14 protein-coding genes are annotated in these 16,447 nt (G+C 59.7%); 13 read left to right on the forward strand and 1 reads right to left on the reverse strand.

Annotated elements, in window-relative coordinates:
* Nucleotides 1-408 precede the first annotated feature (408 nt).
* On the reverse strand, nucleotides 409-3,258 hold the full coding sequence (locus ACIY1O_RS00005) for a valine--tRNA ligase (protein ID WP_397473014.1): 2,850 nt from the start codon (nucleotides 3,256-3,258) through the stop codon (nucleotides 409-411).
* A 333-nt stretch (nucleotides 3,259-3,591) separates the two neighbouring features.
* On the opposite strand from ACIY1O_RS00005, the gene ndk reads away from it, so the two are divergent.
* From ndk to hflC, 13 genes are all read left to right on the forward strand, one after another.
* Nucleotides 3,592-4,017: a nucleoside-diphosphate kinase gene (ndk, locus tag ACIY1O_RS00010; RefSeq protein ID WP_397473015.1), complete on the forward strand. Its 426-nt coding sequence runs from the start codon at nucleotides 3,592-3,594 to the stop codon at nucleotides 4,015-4,017.
* 37 nt (nucleotides 4,018-4,054) lie between these two features.
* Nucleotides 4,055-5,215 (forward strand): dual-specificity RNA methyltransferase RlmN, encoded by a 1,161-nt coding sequence (gene rlmN, locus ACIY1O_RS00015; RefSeq protein WP_397473016.1) that lies wholly within the window; start codon nucleotides 4,055-4,057, stop codon nucleotides 5,213-5,215.
* Nucleotides 5,212-5,718: a helix-turn-helix domain-containing protein gene (locus tag ACIY1O_RS00020; RefSeq protein ID WP_397473017.1), complete on the forward strand. Its 507-nt coding sequence runs from the start codon at nucleotides 5,212-5,214 to the stop codon at nucleotides 5,716-5,718. The genes rlmN and ACIY1O_RS00020 overlap by 4 nt, the downstream gene beginning before the upstream one ends.
* Nucleotides 5,715-7,013 (forward strand): flavodoxin-dependent (E)-4-hydroxy-3-methylbut-2-enyl-diphosphate synthase, encoded by a 1,299-nt coding sequence (ispG, locus tag ACIY1O_RS00025; protein WP_397473018.1) that lies wholly within the window; start codon nucleotides 5,715-5,717, stop codon nucleotides 7,011-7,013. The genes ACIY1O_RS00020 and ispG overlap by 4 nt, the downstream gene beginning before the upstream one ends.
* 18 nt (nucleotides 7,014-7,031) lie before the next feature.
* Nucleotides 7,032-8,318 (forward strand): histidine--tRNA ligase, encoded by a 1,287-nt coding sequence (gene hisS, locus ACIY1O_RS00030; RefSeq protein WP_397473019.1) that lies wholly within the window; start codon nucleotides 7,032-7,034, stop codon nucleotides 8,316-8,318.
* A gap of 3 nt (nucleotides 8,319-8,321) precedes the next feature.
* A complete protein-coding gene (locus tag ACIY1O_RS00035; protein WP_397473020.1) occupies nucleotides 8,322-8,957 on the forward strand; it encodes a YfgM family protein in 636 nt (211 codons plus the stop codon).
* Between the two features lie 3 nt (nucleotides 8,958-8,960).
* Nucleotides 8,961-10,118 carry an outer membrane protein assembly factor BamB gene (gene bamB, locus ACIY1O_RS00040; protein WP_397473021.1) on the forward strand — a complete coding sequence of 386 codons (1,158 nt, stop codon included), beginning with the start codon at nucleotides 8,961-8,963 and terminating at the stop codon, nucleotides 10,116-10,118.
* A 5-nt stretch (nucleotides 10,119-10,123) separates the two neighbouring features.
* Nucleotides 10,124-11,554 (forward strand): ribosome biogenesis GTPase Der, encoded by a 1,431-nt coding sequence (der, locus tag ACIY1O_RS00045; protein WP_397473244.1) that lies wholly within the window; start codon nucleotides 10,124-10,126, stop codon nucleotides 11,552-11,554.
* Entirely contained in the window at nucleotides 11,551-12,633 is a 1,083-nt protein-coding gene (hisC, locus tag ACIY1O_RS00050) for a histidinol-phosphate transaminase (RefSeq protein WP_397473022.1), read from the forward strand. The genes der and hisC overlap by 4 nt, the downstream gene beginning before the upstream one ends.
* Nucleotides 12,634-12,750: 117 nt before the next feature.
* Complete coding sequence (gene hfq / locus ACIY1O_RS00055) at nucleotides 12,751-12,990, forward strand: RNA chaperone Hfq (protein WP_026067862.1); 240 nt, start codon at nucleotides 12,751-12,753, stop codon at nucleotides 12,988-12,990.
* A 75-nt stretch (nucleotides 12,991-13,065) separates the two neighbouring features.
* Complete coding sequence (gene hflX / locus ACIY1O_RS00060; RefSeq protein ID WP_397473023.1) at nucleotides 13,066-14,172, forward strand: GTPase HflX; 1,107 nt, start codon at nucleotides 13,066-13,068, stop codon at nucleotides 14,170-14,172.
* A complete protein-coding gene (gene hflK / locus ACIY1O_RS00065) occupies nucleotides 14,138-15,442 on the forward strand; it encodes an FtsH protease activity modulator HflK (RefSeq protein ID WP_397473024.1) in 1,305 nt (434 codons plus the stop codon). Before hflX ends, hflK begins: the two co-directional genes overlap by 35 nt.
* Before the next feature lie 12 nt (nucleotides 15,443-15,454).
* The gene (gene hflC, locus ACIY1O_RS00070; protein WP_397473025.1) at nucleotides 15,455-16,345 is read left to right on the forward strand and encodes a protease modulator HflC; all 891 of its coding nucleotides are present in this window, start codon (nucleotides 15,455-15,457) and stop codon (nucleotides 16,343-16,345) included.
* The last annotated feature ends 102 nt before the right edge of the window (nucleotides 16,346-16,447 follow it).

Genomic DNA, 16,447 nt, shown 5'->3' on the forward strand with positions numbered 1-16,447 from the left:
ATATGCCGAAACCGGGTGGAGGCGTCCATTCCATTGCCCTCAGCGCTACGCGCTTCGGGATTCACACATGCTGTCGCCGACTTCCCCCGCCTGGGCAAGAAAAATTCGGCGAGCACTGGACGGCCAGACAAAAGGCACATCGCCGCCCTCCCTCGAGCTAGGTAGATTGGAAGGCACTAGAAACCTCTGAGAATCTACGGGTTAGATGATGTACCGCAGCACGCCGTCTTTACGCCATACCCGGCACACTATCTTCACACAATACGGAGCCGCGGCTCAAGAACGGATCAAGAACCAACGTACGGCTCAAAATCAGCGGGCAGGTCGAGATCCAGCGGCCGGCTCATGAGCTCACTATCCGGATCAAGAACCAAGGGTCGACTCATGAGCCAACTGCCGCTTTCAAAGCTAAGCAAGCCGCTGCAGTTGCTCCTGAACCTTCTGTAGCGTTTCGCCAAACTGCGCAACCCGGGCTTTCTCTTGTTCGACGACTTGCGCCGGAGCACGCTGCACAAAACTTTCGTTCGACAGCTTGCCCTGAGCTTTGGCGATTTCTCTTTCCAGACGCTCGACCTCTTTGGCCAGACGCGCCCGTTCAGCCTCGACGTCGATTTCGACGTGCAGCATGAGCTGGGTGGCGCCCACCACCTGCACCGGTGCGCCGACGTCGGGCAGGGCGGAGACGATCTCGACGTTTTCAAGCTTGGCCAAGGCGGCCAGATAAGGGCCATTGGCCGTGAGCGTGGCCGGATCGCCCAGCGCGATAAGCGGTACGCGTTGCGCGGGCGAGAGATTCATTTCGCCGCGCAGGGCGCGCACTGCCTCGATTTGCGCTTTGAGCTCGGCTACTTGTGACTCGGCTTGTGTATCGATCAGTTCGGCATCGGATACGGGGTAGGGCTGGGTGCAGATGCTGGCATCGGCCGTTTCATCACGCTTGCCCGCCACCACAGAGACTTTTTGCCAGAGCTCTTCAGTGATGAAGGGCATGATGGGATGAATGAGCCGCAGCACGGTTTCGAGTACGCGGATGAGGGTGCGGCGCGTGCCCAGTTGCCGTGCGGCATTGCCTTGCTGGATCTGCACTTTGGCTAGTTCTACGTACCAGTCGCAGTATTCGTCCCAGACAAAGTGATACAGGGCGTTGGCGATATAGTCGAAACGGTATTCTTCGAAGCCGCGCTCGACCTCGGCTTCAAGGCGTTGGAGCTGGCTGACTATCCAGCGGTCGGAGAAAGACAGTTCGTGCGCTTCGTCGCCCCAGAGCTTGTGCTCTTCGGTGTTCATCAGCACGAATCGCGTTGCGTTCCAAAGCTTATTGCAGAAATTGCGATAGCCCTCGCAGCGCTTGAGGTCGAAATTGATGTTGCGGCCCAGCGTGGCGTAAGCCGCCATGGTAAAGCGCAGGGCGTCGGTGCCATAGGCCGGAAAGCCCCGAGGGAAATCTTTTCGGGTGCGTTTTTCGATGCCGGCGGCTTGGCGCGGGTTCATGAGCCCGGTGGTGCGCTTGGCCACGAGCTCGTCGATGCCGACGCCGTCGATCAGGTCGACCGGATCAATGGTATTGCCCTTGGACTTGCTCATCTTCTTGCCTTCAAGGTCGCAGATGAGACCGTGGACGTAAACGTCGCGGAAAGGCACCTTGCCGGTGAGATGCATGCTCATCATCACCATGCGCGCAACCCAGAAGAAGATGATGTCGAAGCCGGTGACAAGTACGCTGGACGGCAGGTAGCGGGCCAGGTCGGGGGATTCTTCCGGCCAGCCAAGGTCGGTAAATGGCACCAGGGCGGAAGAGAACCAGGTGTCCAGAACGTCTGGGTCGCGAACCAAAGGCTCGGTGACTCCTGCTTCGCGTGCCTGGCGAACGGCGTCTTCTTCGGTGCGGGCGACGAAGATGCGGCCATCGGGGGCATACCAGGCGGGAATCTGGTGTCCCCACCACAGTTGGCGCGAGATGCACCAGTCTTGGATCTTTTCCAGCCACTGGTTGTAGGTGGTTGTCCAGTTCTCGGGGTAGAAGCGGACGCGACCGTCGGCGACGACCTCAAGGGCAACCTCGGTAATGCTCTTCCCGGGGTGCAGCGTGCCCTCGGGGGCAGGCTTGCTCATGGCGACGAACCACTGGTCGGTCAGCATGGGCTCAATGACGGAATTCGTGCGGTCGCCTCGCGGCACCATCAGCTTGTGCGGCTTGACGGCCTGCAGCAGGCCTTGTGCTTCAAGCTCGGCCACGATTTGCTTGCGCGCCTCAAAGCGATCCAGCCCTTGGTAGGCCTGGGGGGCGTTCTCGTTGATGCGGGCGTCCAGGGTCAGTATGCTGATTTGCGGCAGGCTGTGGCGCTGTCCTACCGCATAGTCGTTGAAATCGTGCGCGGGCGTCACTTTGACCACGCCGGTGCCGAACTCGCGATCTACATAGTCGTCGGCGATGATGGGAATTTCGCGGCTGCACAGAGGCAGTTGTACGCTCTTGCCGATCAGGTGCGCGTAGCGCTCGTCTTCGGGATGGACCATGACGGCGACGTCGCCCAGCATGGTTTCAGGGCGGGTAGTGGCCACGACCAGATGGGTCAGGCCGGCTTCGGCTTGTGCCAGGGGATAGCGGATCTCCCACATCGAGCCGTCTTCTTCCTCGCTGACCACTTCAAGGTCGGAAACCGCCGTGCCCAGGACCGGGTCCCAGTTGACCAGCCGCTTGCCGCGATAGATAAGCCCTTGTTCGTGCAGCCGCACAAAGGTTTCGACAACGCCGTGCGACAGCTTGTCGTCCATGGTGAAGTATTCACGCTCCCAGTCGGCCGAGGAGCCCAGCCGGCGAAATTGCTCGGTGATTGCGCTGCCCGACTTGTGCTTCCATTCCCAAACCTTCTGGACGAATTTTTCACGGCCCAGGTCGTGACGAGACACGTTTTGGGCGTCGAGCTGGCGTTCGACTACGATTTGGGTGGCGATGCCGGCATGGTCGGTGCCGGGTATGAAGACAGTGTCGTCGCCTTTCATGCGGTGATAGCGCACCAGGCCGTCCATGATGGTCTGGTTGAAGGCGTGGCCCATGTGCAGCGTCCCGGTAACGTTCGGAGGCGGGAACTGCACGGCATAGGGGACGCTTTGGCGGCCCGGAGCCGGCTCCGCATGCCGGCCGCCCCTGAAATAGCCGCGGGCTTCCCAGTGGGCGTACCAATGCGATTCTATTTCTTGTGGTTCAAAGCTTTTGGAAAGCTGGGCGGGGGAGTTTGCTGCGGAGTTTGAAGTCATGGCGGAAAAAGCGTCAAAAAGTGTCGGCGCCGAGCGATTCGTCGCCCTCTTGCTGTGTTGTGTGGGGCTTGCGCCCGGCACGCATATGAGGTCGGCCAACGGAGAGTCTGTGGCTGCCGGGTAATCCATCATTTTATGATGGAGTGGGCAATCGTGGGCATGTTAAAATGTGCGGTTAGCAAAAACAGCGCAGAAGTCGTTGTTTTGCCTTGATAATTTGCCGTTTTCACAACCTTGTGGTTTCTGGTTGGCGGCGTGGACCATTATGCACAATCATTTTGTGTCCGGGCAGGCCGGTTCGAAATCTTTGTTTATTCATTCTTTGGGTATTTTATGGCTATTGAACGCACTCTTTCCATCATCAAGCCCGATGCCGTTGCCAAAAACGTCATCGGACAAATCGTCGCCCGTTTCGAGCAGGCCGGCCTGAAGGTCATTGCCGCTCGTCTGCAGCAATTGTCGCGCGGCGAGGCCGAGCGTTTCTATGCTGTCCATAAAGAGCGCCCCTTCTACAAAGATCTGGTCGATTTCATGGTTTCGGGGCCTGTCTTCGTTCAGGTTCTCGAGGGCGAGAACGCCATTCAAAAGAATCGCGACCTGATGGGCGCCACCGACCCCAAGAAGGCCGAACCCGGCACCATCCGCGCCGATTTTGCCGACAGCATCGACGCCAACGCCGTGCATGGTTCCGATGCGGCCGAAACCGCCGCTGTTGAAATCGCCTTTTTCTTTCCTGAAAGCAACATCCATAGCCGTTAAATCTCAGGCCCGCGTCAAGCGGGCCCGTGTCTTGTCCATGTCGTTAGTCGAACCTGTAAATCTTCTTGGCCTTGGCGGCCCCGAATTGCGCGACCTTGTTGCGCAATGGGGCGGCAAGCCGTTTCGCGCCAAGCAATTGCAACGCTGGATACATCAGCGCGGCGAAGATTCGTTCGACCACATGACCGACCTGGCCCGAGACTTTCGCCGCCAGCTCGGCGAGGGTTGTGTAATCGCCGCACCCAGCGTTTCGACCGAGCAACGCTCCAACGACGGCACGCGCAAGTGGCTGTTCGATGTGGGCCGCAACAATGCTGTTGAAACCGTCTTCATTCCCGAGGACGATCGCGGCACCCTGTGCATCTCCAGCCAGGCCGGCTGCACGGTGGCCTGCCCGTTTTGTTCCACGGGCTACCAGGGGTTTAATCGCAACCTCACAACGGCCGAAATCATCGGCCAACTATGGCATGCCAAGCGGGTGCTCGAGGCCGACCTGGCCAGTGCGCGCATTCCGGGCGCCGACGGGGCGCAGGCCGGCGAGCCGTCGCGTGTCATCAGCAACGTGGTGATGATGGGCATGGGCGAACCCCTGCTTAATTACGACCAGGTGCTGGGCGCGCTGCGCCTGATGCTCGACGACAATGCCTACGGCTTATCGCGCCGACGGGTTACCGTGTCCACCTCTGGTGTCGTGCCCATGATCGACCGCCTGGCACGCGATTGTCCGGTGGCGCTGGCCGTGTCCTTGCATGCGCCCAATGATGCCTTGCGCGACAAACTCGTGCCGCTTAATCGCAAGCATCCGCTGTCCGAACTGCTTGACGCCTGCAACCGCTATCTTGAATTCGCGCCGCGCGATTTCATCACCTTTGAATACATCATGCTCGACGGCGTCAACGACTCCGACGAGCATGCGGCGGAATTGATCACTATTGCAAAACGTGTCCGATGCAAGTTTAATTTGATTCCGTTCAACCCTTTTCCGCAGTCGGGCCTGAAGCGTTCGCCCACTGCTCGTGTGCGTCTGTTCGCACAGCGCCTCATGGATGGCGGCGTCGTCACCACGGTGCGCAAGACCCGCGGCGATGACATTGCGGCCGCCTGCGGGCAACTCGCCGGCGACGTCCAAGACCGCACCCGCATCCGCGAACGGTTGCCCAACCGTGCGACCATAGCCATCAAAGAGGAACGCGAATGAATAAACCTTTACTTCGAGCCGTCAGTTCCAATCCAGCACCCGTTGTCGAGCCAGACCAGTCCCAGGGCTTGGGCGCATCGCTGCGGCAGATGCGCAACGCGCGCGGCGTCAGCTTGTCCGATGCGTCCGCGCGCCTGAAGTACACCGTGCGCCAGCTTGATGCACTCGAGAACGAGCGCTGGAACGAGTTGCCCAGGGGCATGCTGCTTCGGGGGCTGGTCAAAAACTATTCCCGCTTCCTTGAAACCGACGTTGATGCCTTGCTGACCATGCTTGAGAACCAAGTGGGCAGCGAGGCCGCCGCCCCGGTTTCGTTGCCGGTGCAAAGGGTTTCCGTAGGCAGGGCCGGTACGCCGCTTCATTCCGAGAGCAGTTCACGATCCTGGGGTTGGCTGCTGGTCATCGTGGCGGTAGTGGCCGTTGCGGGTGTCTACGCGGTAGACCGAGGCTGGGTACCCGACTCCTGGCTGATTTTCGATTGGCTCAAATCGATCAGGCAATGACAGATACGATCTCAAAAGACCTTTCTGCCGGTACCCCTGTGTCTGTTGGGCCGGCCCACAGGCGTGCTACACGCCGCGTGAGCGTAGGCTGGGCCGACAACGTCGTATATGTCGGAGGCGATGCTCCTGTGGTCGTGCAATCCATGACCAACACCGATACCGTCGACGCGGTGGCCACGGCGATACAGGTCAAGGAACTTGCCCTGGCCGGGTCCGAGCTGGTGCGCATCACGGTCAACACGCCCGAAGCCGCGCGCGAGGTGCCCGCTATACGCGAACATCTTGATCGCATGGGCGTGGCTGTGCCGCTGGTGGGAGACTTCCACTACAACGGCCACAAGCTGCTTAGCCAATTTCCGGAATGCGCCCAGGCTTTGTCCAAATACCGCATCAATCCCGGCAACATGGGCGGCGGCAAAAAGCGCGGCGACAATTTCGCGCAGATGATCGACATTGCCGCCCGCAATCACAAGCCTGTTCGCATCGGTGTGAACTGGGGCAGTCTCGACCATGAGCTCATGGCACGCATGATGGACGAGAACGGCAAAAGGGCACAGCCCTGGACGGCGCAGGCCGTCATGCGCGAAGCCTTGGTCGTATCGGCTATAAGCAATGCGCTGCGAGCCGAAGAGCTGGGCTTGCCCGATGATGCCATTGTGCTGTCATGCAAGGTCAGCCATGTCCAGGACCTGATCGCCGTTTATCGAGATCTGTCCGCCCGTTGCGATTACCCGCTGCATCTGGGGCTGACCGAAGCGGGCATGGGAAGCAAGGGTATCGTGGCCTCTACGGCCGCACTGTCGGTCTTGCTCCAGGAAGGCATTGGTGACACGATACGCATCTCGCTAACTCCCGAGCCGGGAGGCGATCGCACGCGCGAGGTGGTGGTGGCTCAAGAAATCTTGCAAACCATGGGCTTGCGTGCTTTTACCCCCATGGTCGTGGCGTGTCCGGGCTGTGGTCGCACCAGCAGTACAGTATTCCAAGAGCTTGCCGACAGCATACAGTCGTATTTGCGGCAACAAATGCCCGTCTGGAAAACCCGCTACCCGGGTGTCGAAACCATGAACGTAGCCGTAATGGGCTGTGTGGTCAACGGTCCGGGCGAAAGCCGCCATGCCGACATCGGCATCAGCTTGCCGGGCACCGGAGAAGTGCCTTCCGCCCCGGTATATATCGACGGCGAACGCACAGTCACCCTGAAGGGCGATCAGATCGCCACCGAGTTTCAAGCCATAGTCGAGAATTATGTCGAGCGGCGCTACGGCCATCCCGGCGCGCATCGACCTCACTGATTCCTATAAAAAGTATTTATGTCGCAGTCGTTCAAAAAGGTCCATGCCATTACCGGCATGAAGGACACGTTACCCGATAGCAGCGCTCATTGGGAACATCTCGAAGACACCGTACGCCAATGGCTCGCGGGGTACGGGTATCGCAATATGCGTACCCCCGTGCTTGAGCACACCCGCCTGTTTGCACGTGGCATCGGCGAGGTGACCGACATCGTCGAAAAAGAAATGTATTCGTTTACCGATGCGTTGAATGGTGAACAACTGACCATGCGTCCAGAGTTCACCGCGGGCATGGTGCGTGCAACCATAGAACATAATTTGCTTTACGAGCGGCCTCAGCGTGTGTACGCCCTGGGCCCCGTCTTTCGTCACGAGAAGCCGCAACGCGGCCGCTATCGCCAGTTTCATCAGATCGACGTCGAAGCGCTTGGCATGGCCGGCCCGGATATTGATGCCGAAATGATCGTCATGATTGCCCGGCTATGGAAGCTGCTGGGCTTGGACGACATTCGTCTGGAGCTCAATTCGCTGGGGCAGTCCGACGAGCGAAAGGCGCACCGCGATGCGTTGGTCCGTCACCTTGAGCAACATGTCGACGTCCTGGACGACGAAGCGCGTCGACGCATGCACACGAACCCCCTAAGGGTGCTCGACACCAAAAATCCGGCCATGCAGGAAATGGCCGACAGCGCGCCGCGCTTATTCGATTTCCTGGGCGAGCAATCGTTGGCTCATTTCGATGGCGTACGTAAACGCCTCGACGATGCGGGTATCGCATATCGTCTCAATCCGCGCATGGTTCGGGGGCTCGACTACTACAACCTGACGGTTTTCGAATGGGTAACCGATAGGTTGGGTGCGCAAGGCACGGTTTGCGGCGGAGGCCGATATGACGGGCTGATCGAACTGCTGGGCGGAAAGCCCGCGCCGGCCGTCGGGTTCGCCATTGGCATGGAGCGCTTGCTCGACCTATGCGAACAGTCGGCGCCGTTCCAGGCCTTGGCGGAATGTCAGGTTTATATGGTGCATCAGTCGGATGAGGCGCAGCGGGTGGCGGCCACGATGGCGGAAACGCTGCGCGACAATGGTTTTAAGGTTATCGTTCACCCCGGCTCGGCAAGCTTCAAGTCGCAGTTCAAGCGCGCCGACGCGAGTGGGGCGCAAGTGGCTGTCATTCTCGGAGAAGACGAGCTGCGCAATCGCCAGGCTAGCGTGAAGTGGCTGCGGCAAGCCGACGATACCCAGGCACAGCAAGAGGTCATCCCCATGGATCGCCTCGTCGAAGAATTGAAACAAAAGGTCTAAAGCATGGCATACGATTTAGAAGAACAGGAGAAACTCGACGCGTTGCGGGCATGGTGGGACCGCTACGGTACGCTGATCGCCGTGGTGGTCATCGGGGCGGTGCTCGTCTTCGCGGGTGTGCGAGCCTGGCAGTGGTATCAAGGCCACCAGGCGGCGCAAGCCATGGGCTATTTCGAGGCGCTCGAAAACGCCGCCGTGCAACAGACCGAAGACTCTTTGCCACGCATCAAGGCGGCCAGCGCCACCTTGCGCGAAGACTTTCCCAATTCGGGCTATACCTCGCGGGGCATTCTTATTGCCGCGGCCGCGCTTAAGTCGCAGGGTGATCTGGACGGCGCGCGCGAACAGCTCGAATGGCTGGTTGCGCAAGGAGGCGATCCGGCGCTGGTGCCGCTGGCCAAGCTGCGCCTTGCGGGTATCCTGCTCGAGCAGGAAGACTATGACAACGCCTTGGCTCAGGTCGAAGTGGCGCCTGCCGCGTTCGAAGGCTTGTTCGCCGATCGCCGAGGCGATATCTTATTGGCGCAGGGCAAGAAGGACGAGGCGGTCGAGGCCTGGCAGACGGCCGCCACTCAATTGGGCGCCGACCCGCTGGTGCAGGTCATTCAACTCAAAATCGATGCAAACGGTGGAGCCTAAACCATGCAATCAACCCCTATCCGTCGCTTTCTGGCCCTGACCGCCGTGGCGCTCGGGGCATCTGTCCTCGTAGGCTGTTCGATGTTCTCGCCGAGCAATCCACGCTACGAACCGGTGCCGCTTACCGAGTATCCGGCGGGCGTGTCGTCCAACATTGCGTGGAGCGTTTCCATCGGCCGCGATGGCGGCAGCGGATTTGCTCCCCAAGTGGTCGGTGATGCCGTCTACGCCGCAGCGCCCAATGGCTCCATTGTCAAGGTTGGTTTGGCGAACGGTGCGGTGCAGTGGCGTGGCGATGCGGGCAGGGCGCTTTCAGCGGGCGTTGGGTCTGATGGCCAAGTGGCGGCGGTGGCGGCCCGCGACGGCACGGTAATCGCTTTTGACGAGCAGGGCCGCGAGAAATGGCAGGCCAAGGCTTCCAGTCAGGTCGACATTCCGCCCGCTGTGGGTGCTGGCATTGTCGCCGTGCGCAGCAGCGACTACCGCATCCAGGCTTTCGATGCGCAAAGCGGCGAAGCGCTGTGGAATGTACAGCGGCCCGGCCCGGCACTGGCGCTCAAAACGAATATGCAGATGGTCATCATCGAAGGCCTGCTGATCTCCGGCCTGCCGAATGGCCGCCTGATCGCCATCGACACCGCCAGCGGAGCGGTCCAATGGGAAGGCACAGTCACTGTGTCGCGAGGCGCCACCGACCTGGAGCGCATCAGCGATATCGTCGGCGCGCCTCAAATACAGGGTCCGCTGCTATGCGGGGTGGCCTACCAGGGGCACATCGTCTGCTTCGACATTACCCAAGGCGGCCGCCCCATCTGGGAACAGCCGTTCTCCAGCACGACCGGCATGACTATCGATCCGCAGCACGCCTATGCCGTCAATCAACGCGATGTCGTGTTTGCCTTCGGCCTGCAAGACGGCCAAGAGGTCTGGAAACAAGAAGGTCTGCGCAATCGCCGTCTATCCGGTCCCGCTGTCACGCCTCGAGCGCTGGCCGTGGGCGACTACCAGGGTTTTGTGCATTTCCTGTCGCGCACCGACGGCCGCCTGCTGGGCAGGGTTCAAGTCGGCGGCGGGGCAGTCGTGTCGCCGCTGGTGGGCAGCGACCGCGGTGTGCTCGTCCAGACGGGCAACGGTAATCTGGTTCTGGTTGGTGTCAATTGAAACCTATTTCATATAAGCCTGTGGTCGCCCTGGTGGGGCGGGCGAACGTGGGAAAGTCCACGTTATTCAATCGCCTGACCCGCTCCAGGGCCGCGCTGGTGGCCGATTTTTCGGGCCTTACCCGTGATCGCCATTATGGCGAAGGCCGCATGGGCAATCATCCGTTCCTGGTGGTTGACACGGGCGGTTTCGAGCCCGTTGCCAAAGACGGAATTTTGCGCGAGATGGCTCGCCAGACCCGGCAGGCCATTGCCGAGTCCGACGTGGTGATATTTCTGGTTGACGCCAGGGCCGGAATCAACGCTCACGACCATGAAATCGCAAGCTTGTTGCGAAAAACCGGTCAAAAGGTGGTGCTGGCGGTCAACAAGGCCGAAGGCATGCGCCATTCGGGCGTTACGGCCGAATTTCATGAATTGGGTCTGGGCGAGCCGCATGCGATTTCAGCATCGCACGGCGACGGCGTTGTCGATTTGATCGAACTGGCCTTGTCTCATCTAGACGAACCAGATGGCGATCTTGATGACGAAGCCTTCGAGCCGGACGATGAGGGCTGGCCGGATGACCCCGATTCGTTCCCGAGCGATGAAGAGGTTGAAGCCGACCAGGTCGACGAGCCCGTCGACCATCGCATCAAACTGGCCATCGTCGGCCGTCCCAACGTTGGCAAGTCCACCCTCATCAATACACTGTTGGGTGAAGAGCGGGTAATCGCTTTCGACATGCCGGGCACCACCCGGGACGCCATCGAAATCGACTTCACGCGGGGCGATAAATCTTATACCCTGATCGACACAGCGGGTTTGCGCAAGCGCGGCAAGGTCTTCGAAGCCATCGAGAAGTTTTCGGTCATCAAGACGCTGCAGGCAATCGAGGCCTGTAATGTGGTGGTGCTGATGCTGGACCCCAGCACCGAGATTTCCGACCAGGACGCCCATATTGCGGGTTTCGTGCTTGAAACAGGCAGGGCGCTGGTCGTGGCGATAAATAAATGGGATAGCCTCAACGATGAGCGCAAAGAGCTCGCCCGGCGCGAGTTCGACCGCAAGCTGCGCTTCTTGTCCTTCGCGAAGATGCATACGATTTCGGCCTTGAACGGGCAGGGCGTCAATGCCTTGCTGCGTTCGGTCAACGCTGCGCATGTCGCCGCATTCGCCAAGCTTTCCACGCCTCGCCTGACGCGCGAGCTGCTTGCGGCCGTAGAGCAGCAGCCGCCGCCACGCAAGCGCATCTACCGGCCCAAATTGCGTTACGCTCATCAGGGCGGCCAGAACCCGCCGCGCATCATAGTGCACGGCAGTGCGCTGGACGCCATTCCCGATTCGTATCGCCGCTATCTTGAGGGCCGTTTTCGCACGGCCTTCAAGCTCGACGGAACGCCCCTGCGCATTGAGTTCAAGGCTTCCCGCAACCCTTATATTCAGGAGTCCAAGTGAGTCGTTTCTGGAGCGATCACGTCGCCGGCCTGGTTCCCTACACGCCGGGTGAACAGCCCAAGGTGGCCGACCTGCTCAAGCTCAACACCAACGAGAATCCCTACGGGCCGTCGCCCCAGGCGATCAAGGCCATGAAAGGCGCTCTTGACGAGCGCTTGCGTCTGTATCCCGACCCAGAGGCGGCGGCACTATGCGACGAGATTGCCTCCCGCTATGGGCTGGGCGCCCAGCAGGTTTTCGTGGGCAATGGCTCGGACGAAGTGCTGGCCCATGTATTCCATGGCTTGTTTCTGCGTGGCGGCCGACCATTGCTGATGCCCGACATCACCTATAGTTTCTATCCCACCTATTGCCGCCTGTATCACGTTCCATACGAAACGGTGGCACTGGCCGATGATTTCTCCCTTGACCCGGCAGATTACACGGACGAGCGGTCGCGGCGCGCCGCAGGCATCATATTCGCCAACCCCAATGCCCCCACCGGCATGGCGTTGGGGCTGGAAGACATCGCGCGCATAGCCGGGGCCAACCCGGATACCGTGGTGGTAGTGGATGAGGCCTACGTCGATTTTGGCGCCGAATCAGCTGTGACGTTGCTGGCCGAACATGAAAACCTGCTGGTCGTGCATACGTTTTCGAAGTCGCGTTCCTTGGCGGGCATGCGCGTAGGCTACGCCATGGGCTCGGCTGAGCTGATCGACGGACTGCGTCGCGTCAAGGACAGCTTCAATTCGTATCCGCTCGACATGCTGGCGCAGGCCGGCGCCTTGGCGTCCTTGCGTGACGAAGCTTATTTCGACCAGACACGCCGGGCCATCATGGGATCGCGCGATCAGTTGGCGCTCGATTTGCAACGCATGGGCTTTGACGTCCTTCCCAGCACCGCCAATTTTGTTTTTGCGCGCCACCGGGTGGTGGATGGGTCGAAGCTGGCGGGGGCCTTGCGTGAAAGACAGATTCTGGTGCGCCACTTCAAGCAGCAGCGCATCGATCAGTACCTGAGAATCACCATTGGCACCGACGCTGACTGCACACGCTTGTGCAAGGCACTGGCAGACATATTAGGCAACGTGCAGTAAAAAAGGCGCGCAAAAATATACACTAATACAAGAGTCTCTCGTGGCGTATTGCGGGAAAACCCTGTAAAGTATCTCTTTGGGCGTCTTTCATATAACAACACAATTGGAGCTAAGCCAATGAGCAATAAAGGGCAAACACTACAAGATCCATTTCTAAACGCATTACGTAAGGATCACGTGCCCGTATCCATCTACCTTGTCAACGGAATTAAACTGCAGGGACAAGTCGAGTCATTCGATCAATATGTCGTTCTGCTGCGCAATACAGTTACGCAAATGGTCTACAAGCATGCCATCTCCACCGTCGTGCCGGCCCGCCCGGTCGCGTTTCAGGTGGACGATCAATCCGCAGCGTAATTCGTTTGGGTCCATGCAACCTGGAAAACCCGCCGAGCGTCATGCGCCGGCGGGTATTTCATTTTTAGGCGGCCAATGAAAACATTGATAGTAAGCGTCGACCTGGGCGGCCCCGATTACCAGGCGCATGCCGACGAGTTCGCCATGCTTGCCGAAGGAGCCGGCGCCCAGATCGTCGGCACCGTCGTCGCTCGCCGGGCGAGGCCCGATGCGGCGCATTTCATTGGCAAGGGCAAGCTCGAAGAAGCCTTGCTGATGGCTGACGACGGCGAAGCTGAAATCGTTCTGTTCGACCAGGCCCTGAGCCCCGCACAGCAACGCAACCTTGAAAGAGTGCTGAACCGCCGGGTCGTGGACCGGGTAGCCTTGATTCTCGACATTTTCGCTTTACGAGCCAAAAGCCACGAGGGCAAGCTGCAGGTCGAGCTGGCCCAGCTGCAGCATTTGTCCACTCGGCTCACTCGCTTGTGGACCCACCTTGAGCGGCAGCAGGGCGGTATTGGGATGCGCGGGCCCGGTGAATCGCAGCTTGAGATGGACCGGCGCATGATCGGCGGCAAGGTCAGGCTTCTAAAGGAGCGCCTTGATCGCGTCCAGCGCCAGCGAAATACTCAGCGGCGCGCGCGTGCTCGAGGCACCACTTTATCGGTGTCTTTGGTGGGTTATACCAACGCCGGTAAATCGACCTTGTTCAATGCTCTGACCCGCGCCGACGCCTATGCCGCCGACCAGTTGTTCGCCACCCTGGACACTACGACACGCAAGCTATGGATAGAGGGAACAGGGCAGGTCGTATTGTCGGACACCGTGGGGTTCATACGCGACTTGCCTCCAACCTTGATCGCGGCTTTCAGGGCAACCCTGGAAGAAACCGTGCACGCCGACCTGCTCTTGCATGTCGTTGACGCTTCGAGCCATCAGCGCGACGAGCAGATTGCCGAAGTGCGCAAGGTGCTGGCCGACATCGGTGCGGACGAAATTCCCACTATTTTGGTCTACAACAAAATTGACGAAACAGGCTATGAGCCCCGGGTGGAGCGCGATGAACATGGTACCATTGCCCGAGTATTTGTAAGCGCCCTGCGGCGTGCCGGCCTGGACGGATTGCGTGGGGCAATTGTAGAGGCCGGTCAGACAACGAGAAACAATGCGTTCAATATCGAAAATCTTCAATCTGAATGACCCGGGCTGGGGCCGTGGCGGCAACAGCAACGATTCCGAGCCGCCCCGTAGACCCAATCAAGGCGGAGGCCCGCCCGATCTCGATGAAGTCTGGCGTGATTTCAACAACCGTCTCGGAGCCATGTTTGGGCGCAAGCCGCGCCGTGGCGGCAGAGGTAATGGCAGCGGTGGCGGCGGCTCAGGCCCCGCCCTGCCCACGGGTTCTCCAAAGACCATAGGCGTCATCCTTTTCATCCTTGTTGCCTTGTGGCTGGCCAGTGGCTTTACCATTGTGCAAGAAGGCCAGGTGGCAGTGGTAACACGCTTCGGCTCCTATACCAAAACGCTTACCCCCGGTCTGCAATGGCGCATGCCGTATCCCATTGAAGACTCTCAAACAGTCAACATCTCTCAATTGCGTACCTTCGAAGTGGGTTTCCGGGGTAATGCGCGCAATAAGGTATTGGCTGAATCCCTGATGCTGACCACCGACGAGAATATCGTTGACGTTCAGTTCGTCGTTCAATATCGGCTTAATCCCGAAGGCGCGCCCGATTATCTGTTCAAGACCAGCCAGCCTGACGAAGCCGTGCGCCAAGCGGTTGAAACAGCCATGCGCGAAGTTGTCGGGCAACAGCCGATGGATTCCGTCCTGTATTCGGGCCGGACCGAAATCGCGGCCCGGGTGCAGCGCTTTGCACAGGAAATTCTTGAGCGTTACGAAACCGGCACCCAGATCAGCACGGTCGCCATTCAAAACGTCCAGCCCCCCGAACAGGTGCAGGCAGCGTTTGACGATGCTGTGAAGGCCGGACAAGACCGCGAGCGTCTCATCAACGAAGGTAATGCCTATGCCAGCAGGGTACTGCCCGAGGCACAAGGCCAGGTAGCGCGTATGCTGCAAGAGGCCGAGGGCTATCGGGCCGAGGTAATCGGCGACGCCCAGGGTGATACTGCACGGTTTACCAGCATCGAAAGCGAGTACGCCAAGGCGCCCGACATCACACGTGAACGTATGTATCTAAGTACCATGCAGGGCATACTCGAAAGTACCGCCAAGATTGTGGTGGACACCGAGAGCGCCAACAACATGTTGTACCTGCCGCTCGACAAGATCGCCGGACAGGCGGCCCGCAAGCCCGCGGCCGTGACCGAGTCCGGATCAGATTCTTCAAGTTCGGCGGCGGCCGCGGGTGGTGCGGCGGCCCAGGGCTCTTCCTCGTCCCCACCACGAGGCACTCCGTATGGCAATGGCGCCCCAGGCGCACTCGCCAACCCTTATTCGCGCTAACCGGAGGCCCTCATGCAACGCTTTTTTCCTTATCTGATCGGCCTTCTCATCGTTCTGGCCATTTTGTCTTCTTGCGTCTTCGTCGTGCGCGAGCGCGATTCGGCGCTTGTCTTCGCCCTGGGTGAAGTACGCGAAACCATTACTGAACCGGGCTTGTATTTCAAGCTGCCGCCTCCGTTCCAGAATGTCGTGCGCCTCGACAAGCGCCTGCAAACGATCGAAAGCAAAGACCCCGAGCGTATCCAGACAGCAGAGAAAAAGAACCTGCTGATCGATTCATTCGTCAAGTGGCGTATTACCGACCCGCGCCAGTTTTACGTCACATTCGGCGCTAATACACGAGCCGCCGAAGAACGACTCAGCGCTCAGATTCGCGATGCGCTCAACGCATCGGTCAACGTGCGCACGGTCAAAGAGGTCGTTTCCAGCGAGCGCGGCGACATCATGAAAGAAATGCTGACCACAGTCGATAACCGGGCTCGTCCCTTGGGTGTCGAGGTGGTCGACGTTCGGCTGCGTCGTATCGATTTCGCACCTGAAATTTCTGAATCCGTGTATCGGCGCATGGAGGCCGAGCGCAAGGAAGAGGCCAATCGCTTGCGCGCCACCGGTGCAGCCGACAGCGAGCGGGTTCGCGCTCAGGCCGACCGCCAGCGACAGGAACTATTGGCCACCGCGTATGCGCAGGCTCAAGAGATCCGAGGCCAGGGCGATGCCCAGGCCACCTCGATTTTCGCCGAGGCCTATGGCAAAAACCCCGATTTTTATAGTTTCTATAAAAGTCTCGAGGGTTACCGAGCGGCCTTCTCCAGCAAGGACGACCTTCTCGTAATCAGTCCCGATTCCCAGTTCTTCCGTTACTGGGAAAGCGTGCGCGGCGTCGAGCCGGCTCGTGCGCAGTAGGTCCGCAACCCACGGCAAGCTTGCCGTGGCGCGGTCGCGTGCCGTGTCGGCAAGCCAATTTGGGAATGACGCCACATCACGGTACAATACGCCGTAAGTTGA

The sequence above is a fragment of the Pusillimonas sp. genome (assembly GCF_044464525.1).
In the GTDB taxonomy this organism is placed as follows: Bacteria; Pseudomonadota; Gammaproteobacteria; order Burkholderiales; family Burkholderiaceae_B; genus Pusillimonas.